Origin of the sequence: Streptomyces sparsogenes subsp. cuspidosporus (genome assembly GCF_039532705.1) — a bacterium.
Taxonomy (GTDB): domain Bacteria; phylum Actinomycetota; class Actinomycetes; order Streptomycetales; family Streptomycetaceae; genus Streptomyces; species Streptomyces sparsogenes.
This window is the reverse complement of sequence record NZ_BAAASD010000032.1, coordinates 1-15,213: the sequence shown is the minus strand read 5'-3', so window position 1 is coordinate 15,213 and position 15,213 is coordinate 1. Positions and strand designations below refer to the sequence as shown.

General features: G+C 72.4%; 14 protein-coding genes. 8 read left to right on the top strand and 6 right to left on the bottom strand.

The window, feature by feature from the left end; genetic code table 11:
* The first annotated feature begins 459 nt into the window (after positions 1-459).
* The 3 genes from ABFY07_RS29640 to ABFY07_RS29630 are packed head-to-tail and all read left to right on the top strand — an operon-like array spanning position 460 to position 3,438.
* Positions 460-1,110, top strand: coding sequence for a DUF4142 domain-containing protein (locus tag ABFY07_RS29640; RefSeq protein ID WP_245738370.1), 651 nt, complete (start codon positions 460-462; stop codon positions 1,108-1,110).
* Positions 1,111-1,120: 10 nt separating this feature from the next.
* Positions 1,121-2,578, top strand: a complete 1,458-nt coding sequence (locus tag ABFY07_RS29635; protein ID WP_346177443.1) for a DUF1996 domain-containing protein — start codon at positions 1,121-1,123, stop codon at positions 2,576-2,578.
* Entirely contained in the window at positions 2,578-3,438 is an 861-nt protein-coding gene (locus ABFY07_RS29630; RefSeq protein ID WP_346177442.1) for an RNA polymerase sigma factor, read from the top strand. The genes ABFY07_RS29635 and ABFY07_RS29630 overlap by 1 nt, the downstream gene beginning before the upstream one ends.
* Positions 3,439-3,578: 140 nt before the next feature.
* Here the strand turns inward: ABFY07_RS29630 and ABFY07_RS29625 are convergent, their stop codons facing one another.
* A complete protein-coding gene (locus ABFY07_RS29625) occupies positions 3,579-4,763 on the bottom strand; it encodes a PucR family transcriptional regulator (protein WP_479685636.1) in 1,185 nt (394 codons plus the stop codon).
* 345 nt (positions 4,764-5,108) lie between these two features.
* On the opposite strand from ABFY07_RS29625, the gene ABFY07_RS29620 reads away from it, so the two are divergent.
* From ABFY07_RS29620 to ABFY07_RS29605, 4 genes are all read left to right on the top strand, one after another.
* Positions 5,109-6,029, top strand: a complete 921-nt coding sequence (locus ABFY07_RS29620; RefSeq protein ID WP_346177440.1) for a ferric reductase-like transmembrane domain-containing protein — start codon at positions 5,109-5,111, stop codon at positions 6,027-6,029.
* The gene (locus ABFY07_RS29615) at positions 6,017-7,528 is read left to right on the top strand and encodes an NADH-ubiquinone oxidoreductase-F iron-sulfur binding region domain-containing protein (RefSeq protein WP_346177439.1); all 1,512 of its coding nucleotides are present in this window, start codon (positions 6,017-6,019) and stop codon (positions 7,526-7,528) included. Before ABFY07_RS29620 ends, ABFY07_RS29615 begins: the two co-directional genes overlap by 13 nt.
* A 194-nt stretch (positions 7,529-7,722) precedes the next feature.
* Positions 7,723-8,712 carry an SCO0930 family lipoprotein gene (locus ABFY07_RS29610; RefSeq protein ID WP_346177438.1) on the top strand — a complete coding sequence of 330 codons (990 nt, stop codon included), beginning with the start codon at positions 7,723-7,725 and terminating at the stop codon, positions 8,710-8,712.
* A 102-nt stretch (positions 8,713-8,814) separates the two neighbouring features.
* Positions 8,815-9,312: a hypothetical protein gene (locus tag ABFY07_RS29605; RefSeq protein ID WP_346177437.1), complete on the top strand. Its 498-nt coding sequence runs from the start codon at positions 8,815-8,817 to the stop codon at positions 9,310-9,312.
* A gap of 13 nt (positions 9,313-9,325) precedes the next feature.
* On the opposite strand, the gene ABFY07_RS29600 is transcribed toward ABFY07_RS29605, so the two are convergent.
* On the bottom strand, positions 9,326-10,003 hold the full coding sequence (locus tag ABFY07_RS29600) for an HAD family hydrolase (RefSeq protein ID WP_346177436.1): 678 nt from the start codon (positions 10,001-10,003) through the stop codon (positions 9,326-9,328).
* Between the two features lie 319 nt (positions 10,004-10,322).
* Positions 10,323-11,297 carry a ScbA/BarX family gamma-butyrolactone biosynthesis protein gene (locus tag ABFY07_RS29595; RefSeq protein ID WP_346177435.1) on the bottom strand — a complete coding sequence of 325 codons (975 nt, stop codon included), beginning with the start codon at positions 11,295-11,297 and terminating at the stop codon, positions 10,323-10,325.
* 122 nt (positions 11,298-11,419) lie between these two features.
* Between ABFY07_RS29595 and ABFY07_RS29590 the strand changes: the two genes are divergently transcribed.
* The gene (locus ABFY07_RS29590) at positions 11,420-12,049 is read left to right on the top strand and encodes a ScbR family autoregulator-binding transcription factor (RefSeq protein ID WP_346177434.1); all 630 of its coding nucleotides are present in this window, start codon (positions 11,420-11,422) and stop codon (positions 12,047-12,049) included.
* 88 nt (positions 12,050-12,137) lie between these two features.
* On the opposite strand, the gene ABFY07_RS29585 is transcribed toward ABFY07_RS29590, so the two are convergent.
* The 3 genes from ABFY07_RS29585 to ABFY07_RS29575 all read right to left on the bottom strand — a co-directional run bounded on the left by ABFY07_RS29585 (position 12,138) and on the right by ABFY07_RS29575 (position 14,998).
* Positions 12,138-12,950 carry an endonuclease I family protein gene (locus ABFY07_RS29585; protein WP_346177433.1) on the bottom strand — a complete coding sequence of 271 codons (813 nt, stop codon included), beginning with the start codon at positions 12,948-12,950 and terminating at the stop codon, positions 12,138-12,140.
* Positions 12,951-13,095: 145 nt separating this feature from the next.
* The gene (locus ABFY07_RS29580) at positions 13,096-13,776 is read right to left on the bottom strand and encodes an SDR family NAD(P)-dependent oxidoreductase (protein ID WP_346177432.1); all 681 of its coding nucleotides are present in this window, start codon (positions 13,774-13,776) and stop codon (positions 13,096-13,098) included.
* Positions 13,769-14,998: a sialidase family protein gene (locus ABFY07_RS29575; protein WP_346177431.1), complete on the bottom strand. Its 1,230-nt coding sequence runs from the start codon at positions 14,996-14,998 to the stop codon at positions 13,769-13,771. Before ABFY07_RS29575 ends, ABFY07_RS29580 begins: the two co-directional genes overlap by 8 nt.
* Positions 14,999-15,213 lie beyond the last annotated feature (215 nt).

Below are 15,213 nucleotides of genomic sequence, written 5' to 3'. Positions count from 1 at the left end.
TTAGTCCCCTTCTTATAGAGGGCCGCTCCGCGGGGCCTCCCGGCGGCCCCTGTACCGACCCCTATAGAGAAGGGGACAGAGAGAGGAACAGAAGAGGGGGACGGCGGCGGTCGCGGACGTCGGGGGCCTCAGCCGGAGGGGCCGCCCGGCGGCGGGTCCGGCGCGCCGGGTGCGGGCGAGGCGGCCGGGCGCCGGGGGGAGGCGTCTTTCGGGGAGCACCTTCGCGGTGCGTACGCGGGCTTCACGTCCATCGATACGTACGCGGCGGCCGGGCCGTTCACCGGTCCCGGGATTTCTTCGGCTTTCCGCCGCCCGGAAAACGTCCGGCGGAAAGCAGCCCGGCAGACTACCAGCAGGGAGAGATCGCTGTCAGGGCTTTATTCATTGGTGATGAGGTCTCCACTCCCGGGCCACACCAGGCACTACCGTCCGGTGTCACTCCGAACCAAGGAGGGCGCTGTGCGATCAGCCATCATCAGCAGATCCATTGCTTCCAGCCGCACGATCGGGACCGGGCTCATCATTGGTGCGCTCGCGATGACGCTCGCGGCACTGCTCATCCCCGTGAGCCTGTTCGGCGAAAGCAGCGCCGCAGCGCTCCCGAGCGGGGTCATCGACGACGGCAAGGGAACCATCAGCACGCAGTACGGACCGCTCACGGCGGTGGACAGGGACTTCGTCCGCAAGGTCAAGCTCGCCGGCCTGTGGGAGCTCCCCTCGGGGCGCATGGCGCAGGAGCGCGGGAACACCGACGCCGTGAAGACCGCGGGCGAACACCTCATCGAGGGACACACCGAGCTGGACCGGCGTGCCAACGAAGTGGGCCAGGCTCTTGGGATCCCCCTGCCCACCCAGCCCAACGAGCAACAGCAGGGCTGGCTGAACCAGATGACGAACGCCGCGTCAGCCGCCGAGTTCCAGCGCCTGTTCGCCAACCTCCTGCGCTCCGCGCACGGCAAGGTCTTCGGCCTGGTGGCGCAGGTGCGGGCGCAGAGCCAGAACTCCATGGTCAGGTCCCTCGCCACCAGGACCAACGCCATCGTTCTCGACCACATCACGGTCCTTGAGGACACCGGGCTCGTCGACTTCGAAGCCCTCAACAAAAAGTGAAGTGATCTCATTGAGGCAACAGACCCATAAACGCGGGCGGTTCACGAACAAGACCGTGGCCATCGTCGCCGCGCTGGCGCTCGGCGGTGGCGGAGCCGCCATCATCGCCGCGAACGCCTCCGCGAGCGGCACCAAGGATCCGGGCCGGGAGCGGACCCTGTCGGCGAGGGCGGGCACGATCAGCTGCCCCGATGTGGGCCAGAAGCTGAACGACGTCCCGCGCCAGGCCAGGGCCGAGGTCGACAGGAACCTGGCCGAGCTGGACTCCCAGGTGGCGGGCGCCTATCAGCGGATGGCGAGGAAGGAGGCGGGCCCGGACTCGGTGCTCACCACCCTCCAGCAGCAGCGGACGGCCACCTTGGACCGCATCGGCATCGCCATCGGCCGCACCGCCCAGCGCCCCGCGGGCCTCGAGAAGATGAGCGCCTGCACGATGCGGACCGACTTCGGCGGGAAGGGCTGGGGAGGCGGCCAGGGCGGCAACCAGCAGGGCGGCGACCAGCAGGGCGGCGACCAGGGCGGGAACAACCAGGGCGGCGGCCAGCAGGGCGACGGCAACCAGGGCGGCAACGGCGGGCAGCAGGGCAACGGCCCCTCGCCCCAGGACTTCGTCGACATCACGAAGGTGCAGCCCAACGTCAAGGAGCCGCAGAACCAGAACGGCGCGTCCACCGGTTCCTTCGTCTCGGAGTGCGGTGTCAACGAGCAGGCCATCCGCAACAGCGACAACGTGATCGTGGCGCCCGGCGTGGGCAACGGCGCCCACCACACCCACGACTACGTGGGCAACAAGACCACCAACGCCAACTCCACCAACGAGAGCCTCGCCGCGGGCGAGACCACCTGCTCCAACGGCGACCAGTCCACGTACTACTGGCCGGTGGTCCGGGTCCAGGACGGCACCCAGGAGAAGGACGCCAACCAGCTCGGCGGCGGCCTCGAGGGCAACGTGGGCCGGATCCTCACCCCCAAGAGCGCCACGATCGAGTTCAAGGGCAGCCCGGTCGGCAAGGTCACCGCGATGCCCCGCTTCCTGCGGATCATCACCGGTGACGCCAAGGCGTTCACCAACGGCACGGCCAACGCCAACGCCCACTGGAGCTGCACCGGCTTCGAGGACCGCCAGCTCACCGACAAGTACCCGCTCTGCCCGGAGGGCAGCGACGTGGTGCGCAGCTTCGCCTTCCAGAGCTGCTGGGACGGCAAGAACATCGACAGCGCCAACCACCGTGACCACGTGGCCTTCGCCCAGGAGGACGGCTCCTGCCCGAGCGGCTTCCAGGCGATCCCCCAGCTGGTGAACAAGATCACCTACGAGGTCCCGGCGGGCGAGACCTACGCGGTCGACGGCTTCCCCGAGCAGTTGCACAAGCCGATCACCGACCACGACGACTTCATCAACGTGATGTCGGACCAGCTCATGAAGAAGGCGGTGGACTGCATCAACAGCGGCCGGAAGTGCGGCTGATGCCAAGACCTCGCGCGTGCGCCGGCCGGTCGGCCGGCGCACGCCGCGTTCCGGCGCGGGGCCGCGAGGCCCCGCCCTCCGACCAGGAACTCACCCGGCGGCTGAGGGAGGGGTACCGCGAGGGCACCCCGAGTCCGGCGGCCGGTGAGATCCTCTACCGCCGCCACCACGAGGCGGCGCTCGCCTACGCCCGCACCTGCTGCCGCGCCCCCCACGACGCCGAGGACCTCGTGTCCGAGGCGTTCATCCGTACGTTCCAGGCCGTCCGGTCGGGCGGCGGTCCGCGGGGCCCCTGGCGCCCGTACCTGCTGACGGTCATCCGCCACACCGCGATCGAGCGGAGCATCGACGAGCGTCGGCTGCTGCTCACCGCGGACTTCGAGTCCTGGCGGCAGCAGACCACCGAGGCGGACCCGCAGCAGCGCCTGCTGGCCGAGGAGGAACGCCGGCTGCTGGCCCGCGGCTTCGCCGCGCTCCCCGAGCGGTGGCGGGCCGTGTTGTGGCACACGCTGGTGGAGGACCGCTCCCCGCGCCGTGTCGCCGCGCTGATGGACCTGTCCCCCAGCGGTCTGACGTCCCTGTCCCACCGGGCCCGCGAGGGCCTGCGCGAGGCGTACTTACGCGCCCATGTGTGTGTCACGCCGGCGGACGACGAGCGCTGCCGCCACTTCAGCGCCATGATCGGGGCCTCGGTGCGGCGTGGTGTCGTACGCGGCCGCGGCCTCGCCCGCCACCTCGCCGAGTGTGCCTTCTGCTCGCGCGCGTACGCCGAGTTACTCGGCCTGAACGCGGCCATGCCGAAGACCACTGCGGCCGCCGCCTCCGCCGCCTCCGCCAGGGCCACCGGGGTCCGGGACTGACGCCACGAACACCGCGGGCTCCCGGCCCGGCGACCGGAGCGCACACGGGACCGGCGGCCGCGGGGGGGGGCCGGCGGGCCCCGGTGGGGGGGGCGCGGAGCGCGGCCGGCGGTCCCGTGTGCGGGGCTCGCGCCCGTGGCTCACAGCCCGTTGACGCGGGCCTCCCTCGCCATGCCGCCGACGGGACGCAGGCCGGTCGGCGCCACCCGGCCCCTGCGGGTCACCACCCGGGAGTAGTGGCGCCGGATCCGGTCCATCTGGGCCATCAGCCGGCGGCCGCGCAGCGCCATCTCCAGCTCGAAGCGTATCCGCGGGTCGCGCAGGCCCGGCCCGAAGAGCTTCTCGATCTGCCGCAGCCGGTAGCGGACGGTCTGCGGATGCACCTTGAGCGCCTTGGCCGCCTCGGGCGCGCCACCGCCCTCGAGCCAGGCCAGCAGCGTCATCTGCAGCCGCTCGCTCTGCCGGGGGGTCAGCCCGGACAGCGGCTTGAGCCAGCGGGCCGCCAGCGCCCGCACCAGCGACTCGTCCTGGAGCAGCAGCAGCGTGGAGAGGTGGTCGTCGACGAACAGGATCCGGGCCTCGGGCCCGCTGCGCGCGTGGGTCATGGCCAGCAGCCGCCGGGCCCATCGCACCGAGGAGGCCGCGTCGTTCAGCGGTACGACATGGCCGACGGAGGCGGTGCGGCCCCGCAGCGCGGCCTCCAGGGCGCCGCGCGCGGTGGCGGTGGCGGGTTCGGCCGCAGGGGCCCGGTCGGGGTCGGGCTCGGTGGCCGCGGCCGGGTCGGCCAGGGTGTCGGGGAGGGTGTCCGCGTCCGGGTCGGGGACCAGCAGGCACAGTTCGTCGCCGACGGCGCCGATGAGGGTGTCGCCGAACACCGGAGCCAGTTGCGGCGCCTCGCCGGGGGTGGGCAGGGCGATGGCCAGGACGGTGTCGGGCAGGGGCCAGCGAGCCGCCCGGGCCAGTTCGGCGAGGGCGCGCTCGGACACGGGCGCCTCGCCGACCAGGGCCTCGAAGAGGTCGCGCCGGGCCCGCTCGGGCGGGACCTCGGTCAGGGGTCCCAGGCCCCGGGCGGCGTCGGCCACCGCTTCCTCGGTGGCCTCCTCGCCCGCGGTTCGGTAGCCGAATGCCGTCAGGAGAGCCTGTTCGACTCCCCAGCGGACCTTGTCAGGCTCAATGTCCTCCAAGAGGTCGGCGAATCCCGGGACTCTGCGCCGAAGGGTCTCAACCACTTCTTCGGCCAGGGACGGGAGTTCATTGCGCAGGACGCGGGTCCGCTCGCCACGGGAGGGACGGGGGGACCGGATGCGGTTCGCGAGTTCGCCCATCATTACCTCGTTCTTGCCGGGGGGAGGCCCGACCGTCGGGGGGTCGGTCAGGCCCGTGGAGGTTGCCTCCGTCGCCGGTGTTGCGCTTCCGGAAAAGGGAGTCGAGGGTCCTCCGATGAATCTTGGAGGGACCCCTCCCCTGCCGGTCCCGGTGCTTTGCCGGGTCTTTGCCATCGGAATGACAGTGGAGCAGGCTTCGCCGGTGTGGGCAGTGGTCGTCCACAAGAAGTTGTCACATTACGACAAATCTTATGGAGATCACGTGTAGTTCGGAGATGCTGCCGTACCCAAAGACGACTTGACGTACTCGTCACTCGCGCGACCGTGCGCGATCGGGAGGCTCCGATGCCCATGCCCCAGCCGCCGACTCCCCCGATACCGGGGCCGCGCCGCAGGGCTCGCCACGCCGGATCGACCCTGTCGCAGGGCCCCGGAGGACCTGGCGGACGACGGGCCGCTCGCCGAGCCCGGCCGGTCAGGGCCGGTATCGGCTGGCCGCGCCACACCGCGCTGTACGCCGCCGTCGGGGCCGTCGTCCTCTCACTGATCGTCGCCGCCAACGCCGGTGCGTTCACCCGGACGTGGGCCTTCCTCGACTTCGGGGCCGGGGTGCTGGCACTGGTCTCGCTGAGCAGCGCGGTGCTGTGGGGACTGGCCGCCACCGACCGTTTGATCCTGCATTCGCACCACCGGCTGCTCGCCCAGGGGGTCCACCGCGGGGCCGCGGTGGCCGGTCTGCTCTTCCTGGTGCTCCATGTGTGGGTGAAGGTGGCGGAGAGTCACACGAGCGCCGCGGCCATCGTGATACCGTTCGCTGACGCAAATAAACCCGTGCTGATCGGACTTGGCACCTTGGCCGGATACCTGTTCATCACGGCGGCGGTGACCGGTGCGGTACGCAGCGCCTTCGCCTCCGCCGGCAAGTCCCGCTGGCGGTACCGCTGGTGGCGGGCGCTGCATGTGGCCGCGTATCCCGCGTGGTGTGCGGCGCTGATCCACGGCCTGAAGTCCGGGCGGGCGGCCAAGGACTGGGCGACGGCCGGATATGTCATGGCGCTTGCCGCCGTGGCCATCACCCTGTGGATCCGGCTCGCCACCCGCCGGGCCGAGCGCCATGAGCGCCATGCCATCACCGGCCAGATCGGCGTGGTGGCCGGTGCGCCGGGTGGCGGGGCCCGCAGGCCCGTGCCGGCCGCGCCCCCCACGGCCGGCCGTGGCGCCCGTGACAGTGAACCGCTCGGCGCCTCGCGCGGGTGGGGCGCGTGATCTCGACCAAACCCCGGCTGGCCTGTATCGACCCGCCCCGGCTGCTGGCCGGGCTGGACGAGACGTACCGGCTCGACCGCGTCGGACACCTCACCGTCCACGGCTCGCTGCCCACGCTGCGCCCGGACGAGCTGGTGGCCCTCGCGGAGAACATCGACCTGCGCGGCCGCGGCGGCGCGGGTTTTCCGTTCGCCAGGAAGGTGACGGCCGTCATGGAGTCGGCCGGCCGCCGGGACGGCCGCTGCGCGGTGGTGGTCAACGGCAGTGAGGGCGAGCCGAGTTGCCTCAAGGACACCGCGCTGCTGCTGCACACCCCGCATCTGGTCATCGACGGCGCCGTGCTGGCCGCCACCGCGCTGGGCGCCGACGACGTGGTCATCGCGGTGCACCGGCCGGATGTGGAGGAGTCGCTGAGCGCGGCCGTCGCCGAGCGCGGCCCCAGCGGGCCGCGGGTGCGGGTGAGCGTGACGGACGACCGCTTCGTCGCGGGCGAGGGCGGCGCCGTCATCAACGGCGTCAGCGGCGCCCCCGCCATCCCCAACGGCCGCAAGATCCGCACCAGCGACAGCGGCCTGGGCGGGCTGCCGACCCTGCTGTCCAACACCGAGACGTTCGCCCAGCTGGCCGTCGCCGCGCGGATGGGCGCACTGCCGTTCCGCTCGGTGGGGCTGCCCACCGAGCCGGGCACCACCTTGCTGACGGTGGGCGGGAAGTACGTCATGGAAACCCCGTTCGGTGTGCCGCTCACCTATGTTCTGGAGCTGTGCGGCCTCACCCCGGGCCAGGGTGTCCTGGTGGGCGGCTACCACGGCAAGTGGCTGCTGCCCGACAGCCTGGGCTCGGTCACCATCTCCCGTGAGTCCATGGAGAAGCACGGCGCCCGGCTCGGGGCCGGGGCGGTGCTGCCGATCCCGGAGAACACCTGCCCGGTGGGCGAGACCGCGCGGGTGGCGCGCTGGCTGGCGGGCGAGACGGCGAACCAGTGCGGTCCCTGCTTCATCGGGCTGCCCGCGCTCGCGGACGCCATCGGCCAGGTGGAGCGGGGTGGCGGCCAGGCGGCACTGGACACCGTGAACGCCTATGTCCAGTCGGTGAAGCGCCGTGGCGCCTGCAGCCACCCCGATGGCACGGCGGGCTTCGTGACCACCGCGCTGGACGCGTTTCCGGACGAGTTCCGGGAACACGCGCTCGGCGCCGGATGCGGCCGTCCCACGCTCGGGGTGCTGCCGCTGACGGACGGCGCCTCGTCCGGGCCACTGGCCCTGCCGCCCGGCCCCTCCGCCCGCCGGGACGAGCGGGATGCCTCGGAGCAGCTCATCGTGGACTGGACCCTGTGCCAGGGACACGGGTTGTGCGCGGACATCCTGCCCGAGGTGATCGAGCTCGGCATCGACGGCTATCCGCACCAGGCCAAGTACGGCGTGCCGCGCCAGCTGCGCGGGCAGGCCGTCCGCGCGGTGCGGCGCTGCCCCGCGCTCGCGCTGCGCATCGAGGAGTAGCCGGCCCGGACCACCACCCCCTCTCGACGGCCGTCCGAAACACGGCCGTCGACGCGTCTCCGTTCGGGGAACACCACCGTTTTTGCGTCTGATGACAAATTCTTCAGGCCCGTGAACACCCGCCGGGACGCCCTCCGTATGCAAGGGACGTCGGCGCAAAACAGCCGCCGGACCGCAAGCTTGAAGGAGTGGGCATGAAGAAGCGGCAGATCGCGTTCGCCGGGGCCTCGGTGGCGATGGTCCTGTTGACCGCGGCGTGCGGCAGCAGTGAGGACAAGTCCGCGGGCAGCGCCAACGTCCAGCCGGTCGGCGGCACCCAGACCGTGGGGGTCGGCGCCACCTCCGGGTCGTCGGGCTACGGCACCGGCGGCGGCAACGAGGCCGGCGGCGACGCGGGCGACGCCGCTTCCGGGTCCGGCAAGGACGCGCTGACCGGCCCCGCCAGGCAGCTGTCGGTGCGGGACGTCCCCAAGCTCGGCTCGGTCGTCACCGACAGCAAGGGCTGGACCCTCTACCGGTTCGACAAGGACACCGCCGGCTCCTCCCCCAAGTCCGCCTGCAACGAAGCCTGCGCCACCAAGTGGCCGCCGGTGCCCGCCGACGACGCCACCGTCAGCACCGGCATCCGGCAGAACGAACTCGGCTCGGTCACCCGCGCCGACGGCACCGAGCAGCTGACGCTGGGCGGCTGGCCCGTGTACCGCTACGCGGGGGACACCAAGGCCGGGGACACCAAGGGCCACGGTGTGGGCGGCACCTGGAACGCCCTGGCGCCCGACGGCAAGCCCGCCGGGAAGAAGGCGGCCCGGGACGACAGTCTCGAGCTCTCGGTCGACGACAACGCCAAGCTCGGTAAGATCGTCGTGGACGGTCAGGGCATGACCGTCTACCGCTTCGACAAGGACAGCGCCTGGCCGATGAAGACCGGCTGCCTGAACGCCTGTCTGGACACCTGGAAGCCCGTCGAGCCGGTGGACAGGACCAAGGTCGCCGGGGTCGACGCCAAGAAGCTCACCACCTTCACCAGGCCCGACGGCAGCAAGCAGCTGGCCTTCGACTGCTGGCTGCTGTACACCTTCACCGGGGACACCAAGCCCGGCGACACCAACGGACAGGGCAAACAGGGGCTGTGGTTCGCGGTCACCGACAAGGCCAAGAAGGCCGGCGCGGCCGCGGCCAAGTGACGCGCGGCAGCGGTCCACAGCGAAGCAGCGGTCCACCGGGCGGGGGTCCGAGGCCATCGGCGCCCCCGGGCCTCCCCGCCGGACCACCATCGGGAGGTTGACGTGTCACACCTACTGCGCGCCACCGCGCTCAGCGCCGTTCTGCTGGTGAGCGGCTGCGCCGGGAGCCAGGGGCAGGGCCAAACCGGCCACGCGGGTCACACGGGTCACACGGGTCACGGGCAGAAGAAGGCCTCCACGGCCGCCGGGGGCCCGGCCGAACCGGCGTCGCTGACGAGGATCGCCCGGGCCATCGGCTGCGAGGCGGATGTCGTCACCGACGCCGAGGAGCTGCGCCAGGCGGCGTGCAAGGCGGGCAAGGCCCGGTACACGCTGGTCACCTTCGCCACGGACCAGGGCAAGCGCGCCTGGCTGTCGGAGTCCAAGGACTACGGCGGCACCTATCTGGTCGGCTACCGCTGGTCGGTCACGGCCCCGTCGGAGGCTTCCCTGAAGCCGCTGCGGGTCAAGCTCGGCGGCACCATCGAGACCGGCACCTCCCACGGCGGCATGCGGATGGACGACGAGCAGGGTCACGACCGGCACGCCGGGCACCACTGAGCCCGGCGGGGCGTCAGGAACTTCTGCTGTCCACCCACTTGACCAGATCGGGGTCGGCGAGGGTGGAGACCCACAGGTCCACCGCCGGCGGTTCGTCCACGGGTTTGCGGGGGCCCACGCCGAGCACTCTCAGCCCCGCGCGGGACGCGGACAGGAATCCGCAGTGCGAGTCCTCCACGGCCAGCGCGTCGCCGGGGGCCGCACCACACAGGCGGGCGGCCTCCAGATAGACGTCCGGGGCCGGCTTGGGGCGCACCTCCCCCTCGGGGACCAGGACGTGTTTGAAGTACCGCAGCAGCCCGGCGCGGGACAGCCCCGCCTCCACCACGTCGCGGGGGCAGTTGCTCGCCACGGCCAGCGGCGCGAACGCGGAGGCCTTGCGCACGAGTTCGGCGGCCCCCGGCATGGTGACCGGGTCGTCGGCCACCAGGCGGCGGAAGTTGTCGAGGAGCTGTTCGGTCATCTGCTCGGCCAGCGCGGGCGCCCCCGCGAACTCGGCCATCATCCGGCCGCATTCGCTGTAGTGGAGGCCCTTGGTGCGCCGGGCGAAGTCGCGGTCGGGGGCGGCGCCGTGGTGGGCGAGCACGACCTCGCGCGCCTTCTCCCAGTGCCGTTCGGAGTCCATGAGGGTGCCGTCGCAGTCGAAGACGATGGCGGCGGGGGTCCAAGCGAGAAGCGTGTTGGCTGTCATCTGCCTGCCGTTCCTTGGGAGTGGATGGATCGGCGCAGGGCGTGCCTGTACCTGCGGAAGAGCAGCGCAGTGGGTTTCCTGGCGGCTCAGGCGCGAGAGCGCCAACCGCTGCCGTCCGACGCGCGGGCGCGTGTCGCGTGCGCGGCGCGGGAAGCCGTACAGGCGGAGAGTCGCCTGCCCGAAAGATAACGATCACTACGGTAGTTTGATGACCCGCAGTAAGCAAGAGATTACTATGTGTCGGCGTTTTGTTCGCCAATGATGTGTTCGTTGCTGCTGTGTTCGCCGCCGCTGTGTTCGCCGCCGCCGTGTTCGTGGCTCAGGGGTACCGCAGCACACCGACCGCGGTCCGCTGTCCCGCCTGCCACAGCCGGAAGACGCAGAGTCGGCCGTGCGGCACGCAATCGACGCGGGCGGGAGGGGCGAACTCGGTGAACCGCAGCGCGCGGAGCCGGCAGCCGACGGGCCGGGTGAGCACTCCCCGTGACGTAAGCGCCGCGGCCTGGCGCACGGCCTCCAGCAGGACCAGGCCCGGCACGTGGTCGCTCCAGTGGTCGAAGAAGAAGGGGTGACGGAGGTCCGCCGGGTCCAGGCACAGGGCGCCCGCCTCGCGCACCACGAGGACGTCGCGCGCCGCCGGCACCGCCACCAAGGGGGGTGCGGGCCGGGCGAGGACGGGGGACCGCGGCGGCGCGTCCGCTCCGGGGGGCGCCGCGCGGCGGGCCGCCTCGTACGCCTGGGCGTCGAGGAAGCGCGCGGTGCCGCCGGCCCGCGCGAAGGGCGCCCCGCCGGCGAGGAGCACGATGTCGAGCCGCAGGCCGGTGAGGAACCGGCCGCAGGGCGTGGTGCGCGGGTCGGTGACCGCGGCGCGGCAGACCACGTCCGTGGCGCCGTGTTCGGCCCGCGGCTCGGCGGCCGGGTCGAGCGCGAAGGAGAGGTCCCGGATCACGAAGTGCGCCCCCGCGGGGGTGGCGAAGTGCCGGGAGGGCAGGTAGATGCCCAGCTGACGCAGGGTTTCGGCGACCATCAAGGGGTGGTGACGGCCGTCCCCGCCGTGCGGGAAGGTGGGGTGGGACCGGGGCCACTGCGCCGCGGCCACGAACCGGTCGCCGCCCAGCGCGCGGACATCGGTGAGCAGCACCTCGGCCACCGAGGCCCGGTGCACCGACTCGCGCGCCACGGTACGGGACCAGCTCAGCCGCCGCGCCGCGAGCTCCCACGGCTCCGGGGGCCGCGGGCGCCGCAGGGGCTCCGGGGGCTCCGGGAGGTCACGCGCCTCACCAATGATCGCCATAAAATACTAATAATCCCTGACCTGCGGGCCTTCGCCTCCATGACATGCGAGAAGTCCGCTAAGTTCACCCCGACAACGCACCGCACGCGACGGAACACGCGACGGAACGAGGACGGACACACGTGCAAGAGCGGGCCGAGCAGACGCGCCGATCCCTCCTGGAAGCGGCGGCTTCCCTCTTCGACGAGCGGGGATACGCCGGCACCAGCATCAGCGACATCGCCACCCGGTCCGGCCATACCAGCGGCGCCATCTACTTCCACTACGCCAGCAAGGAGAAACTCGCGCTCGCCGTCGTCGAAGGACACTTCGCCACCTGGCCGCCGCTGATCGAGCGATACACGGGCCCCGCCGCCACCGGCACGCCGACGCTCGAGCGGCTGGTGCGGCTGAGTTTCGCGGTGGCCCGCGCCTTCCGCGACGACATCGTGGTGCGCGCCGGGGCGCGGCTGTGGGCGGAGCGCACCCTGATCGCGGCGCCGCTCCCGCCGCCCTTCGTCAGCTGGATCGACGCCGTGACCGCGATGCTGGAGCGGGCGCACGCCGACGGCGACCTCGCCCCGCACCTCGATCCCGAGCGCGCGGCCCGCACCGTCGTGTGCGCCTTCTTCGGTGTGCACACCGTCTCCGAGGCCCTGGACCGGCGCCGCTCCATCGAGGACCACCTGACCGATCTGTGGGCGCTGCTGCTCCCCTCGCTCCAGGCCCGCCCCGCCGCCGAGGAGTTGCTCCCGCTGGCCCGGCGGGGCTGAGGGCGGGAGCGAACCGGGCGGCGCCGGGCGGGGTTCGGCCGGGCGGGGCTTGGCGGGGCGGGGTTCGGCCGACGGGGCTCGGGGCGCGTTACCTCCAGATCGCGTCGACCCACTCGGGGTGGTCGACGAACGGGTTCCGGTTGTGCTGATAGGTGTCGTATATCACCTGGTTGCGCCGCTTCTCGAAGGCGTCCGGCGGGTCCTCGGCGTTCCACTTGCGCAGCGCGGACAGCCGTCCCAGATACGGCTGACTGCCGTTGCCCGCCTTGTCGTTGACCTCCAGGTCGGGGAAGCCGTCGTCGCCCTCGTAGCGCACCGCCATGTAGAAGATCATGCGGGCCACATCGCCCTTGACGGCGTCCCGGGGCTCGAAGGAGTCGGCGTCGGTGTAGTTGCCCGGCGCCTCGGACACCTGGGAGCCGCCCTCGTCGAAGTCCTTGTTGCCGCGGGTGCTGTTGACCGACACGTCCTCGGGACGCAGATGGTGCAGGTCGGTGCCCGGGCCGGTGGCGGTGCCGAAGTCGCCGTGGGACTTGGCCCAGACGTGTTCCCGGTTCCAGTCGTCGGGGTCGCCGCCGTTGGAGCTCTTGCTCTGCGACCGGCCGGTGTAGAGCAGGATGACGTTGGCCGAGTTGCTCGGGTCCTGGTCGGTGTTCTTCAGGGCCTCCCAGACCTGGCTGTACGAGATCTTGGTGTTATTGCTGATGATCTTGTGCAGCGAGTCCTTGAGCGGCTGCCCGGTCTTGCCGATGGCGTCCTTGTAGTACGTGTCGTCGTATCCACCGGCGAGCGCGGGGGTCGCGGGCGCGTCGCCGGCGGTGGCGGGGGTCTGCGCGGTGGCGGTCGCGGCCACCGCGCAGACCAGCAGGGCCAGGGATTTCCAGCGGGTCACACGGGTCATGTGCACAGGCGGTCCTCTCCCCGATTCACGTTCGATCGCCGAAAGGGTGTCAGAGAGGCGATCTCCCAAAGGTGAACACCAGGGAGAGGTTTCGTGACAGGGTCATGACCAAGAGGCCGTCATGACCAAGAGGCCCGGGGCCGGGTCACAGCGAGGCGCCCCCGCACATCACCAGCGTCTGGCCGGTCATCGCGCCGCCGTCCGGCCCGAGCAGGAACGACGTCAGCCCGGCCACCTCCTCGGGGCGCACCAGCCTGCCCAGGGGCGGCAGCACCGGAGGGGTGGCGCTGCGGCCGGGGTCGCGCAGCATCGGGGTGTCCGTGGGGCCGGGCGCCACGACGTTCACGGTGACCGCGCGGGGCGCGAGCTCCGCGGCCCAGGACCGGGCCAGGGCCGCCAGCGCCGCCTTGGTGGCCGCGTACTGGCTCTTGCCCGGAACACCGGTCATGGTGCGGCTGCCCACCAGCACCACCCGGCCGCCGTCCGGGATCCGGTCCGCCAGGGTGTCCACCAGGACCTCGGCCGCCGCCACATGGACGCGCCACATCAGCTCCCCATCGGCGGTCGACAGGCCGCCGAGCCGGGCGGAGCGCTGCACGCCCGCCGCGTGCACGACCGCGTCGGCCCCGGTCACCGGGGCGAGCGCCGCCCGCAGCGCCTCCGGCCGCGCCAGGTCCACCGGGATCCAGCCCATCCGCTCGGCGGCCACCGGGGGCGTACGGCTGATCCCGGTGACCCGCCATCCCTCGTCCAGCAGCCGGGTGGCGACGGCGGCCCCGATGCCGGAGCTGGCGCCGGTGACCACCGCGTGGCGCGGCTCAGGCATCGGCCGCCCAATCCGGCTCCACCCGCACGTACTTGATGGCACGGCGGTGGTAGGTGTACGCGATGTGCAGGGCGCCGTCCGGTGTCTGCGCCACCGAGGGGTAGGACAGCTCGCGGTTGAGGCGGTCGCGCGAGTTGTTGGTCAGGCAGTGGCCGTCGCCGGTGTCCAGGTCCCGGCGGTGCGGCCAGGTGTGGCCGCCGTCGGAGGACAGGGCGAGGGTCATCGGGGCCCGCGGCGCGCCCCAGAAGGCGGTCCGGTCGCCGCCCGTGGCCACCGCCGGAGCGGCGGCGGCCGGCGCCCCGCCCGCCAGGCCCTCGTCGTCGATCTCGTCGTAGAGCGAGACCCGTCGCGCGGTGGCGTCCGCGGCGCTGCTGTGGTTGTGGACCAGCGCCAGTCGGCCGTCGGCGAGCGGGACGTACTGGATGGAGGAGTTGTTGTTGGGCAGTTCCGTCGGCACCGGCTCGCTCCAGGTCTCGCCGCCGTCGCGGGAGTGGGAGCGGTACACCGAGTCCGCCCACCGGCTGCGGAAGAGGGCAAGCAGGGTGCCGTCGGGCAGCGGGTGGACGTTCATGTGCACACACCCGGTGGAGCCGGGCACCGGCCGCTCCCGCCAGGTCGCCCCCTGGTCGTCACTGATCATCACCGCGCTGGTGTCGTGGTCGCCGACCCAGGGGGTGCCCGGGGTGGCCACGCAGTGGAACACCGGCAGCAGCCACCGCCCGTCGTCCAGGACGACCACGGGCTGGCGCACGAACACGCCCCCCGCCGCGGTGGCCGGGAACAGCGTGCGCGACGGCCCCCAGGTGGCGCCCCCGTCCGCCGAGACCCGCGACCGCACCTCGGCGGTGTCCTGGGCACCCGCCCGCTGGGCGGTGTGCAGCAGCCACAACTCGCCGGTCGGCGCGGGGAAGAGCACCGGGTTCTGCTCCGAGCGCTCCGGGTCCTCGGAGAGCCGCACCGGGTCCGTCCAGGTGTCCGAGCCCGGGGAGAGCCGGGAGAACCACACGCAGATGTCGGCCACGCCCTCCTGCGTCCCGCCGAACCACACGCAGCCGAGATCGCCCCCGGGCAGGACGGCCAGGTTGGCGGCGTGGTTCTGCACGGCGGGAGCGGGCAGGAACGCCTCGGCGCGCGCCGGGTCGCCGGGGCGCGGGCGCACCCGTCCGTCGGTCCGCAGCGCCTCCTCGGCCTGCGCGCGGGTGGTGTCGTGGTCGGCGGTCATGGCCGCGGGCTCCTTCGCTGGTGCGGGTGTGGTGGTGGAGTGGCGGGTCGGGGCCTGGGGGGTGTCTTCCCGATCTCTGTGGATCAGTCCGCGGCGTCAGGGGGCACCGCCCAGCGGTAGCTGGGGGAGCGTGCGATCGCAAGGCGGAGGGTCGCCCTCGCGGGGGCACCTCCCAGCGGTAGCTGGGGGCGGGCCTACTCGGGCGGGCCCGACAA

Bases quoted from the DNA above. Each gene is read 5' to 3' on its own strand.
- ABFY07_RS29620 (WP_346177440.1), top strand. From the start codon at position 5,109: ATGCCCATGCCCCAGCCGCCGACTCCCCCGATACCGGGGCCGCGCCGC.
- ABFY07_RS29600 (WP_346177436.1), bottom strand. From the start codon at position 10,003: ATGACAGCCAACACGCTTCTCGCTTGGACCCCCGCCGCCATCGTCTTC.
- ABFY07_RS29610 (WP_346177438.1), top strand. From the start codon at position 7,723: ATGAAGAAGCGGCAGATCGCGTTCGCCGGGGCCTCGGTGGCGATGGTC.
- ABFY07_RS29580 (WP_346177432.1), bottom strand. From the start codon at position 13,776: ATGCCTGAGCCGCGCCACGCGGTGGTCACCGGCGCCAGCTCCGGCATC.
- ABFY07_RS29625 (WP_479685636.1), bottom strand. From the start codon at position 4,763: ATGGGCGAACTCGCGAACCGCATCCGGTCCCCCCGTCCCTCCCGTGGC.
- ABFY07_RS29630 (WP_346177442.1), top strand. From the start codon at position 2,578: ATGCCAAGACCTCGCGCGTGCGCCGGCCGGTCGGCCGGCGCACGCCGC.
- ABFY07_RS29575 (WP_346177431.1), bottom strand. From the start codon at position 14,998: ATGACCGCCGACCACGACACCACCCGCGCGCAGGCCGAGGAGGCGCTG.
- ABFY07_RS29585 (WP_346177433.1), bottom strand. From the start codon at position 12,950: ATGACCCGTGTGACCCGCTGGAAATCCCTGGCCCTGCTGGTCTGCGCG.
- ABFY07_RS29595 (WP_346177435.1), bottom strand. From the start codon at position 11,297: ATGGCGATCATTGGTGAGGCGCGTGACCTCCCGGAGCCCCCGGAGCCC.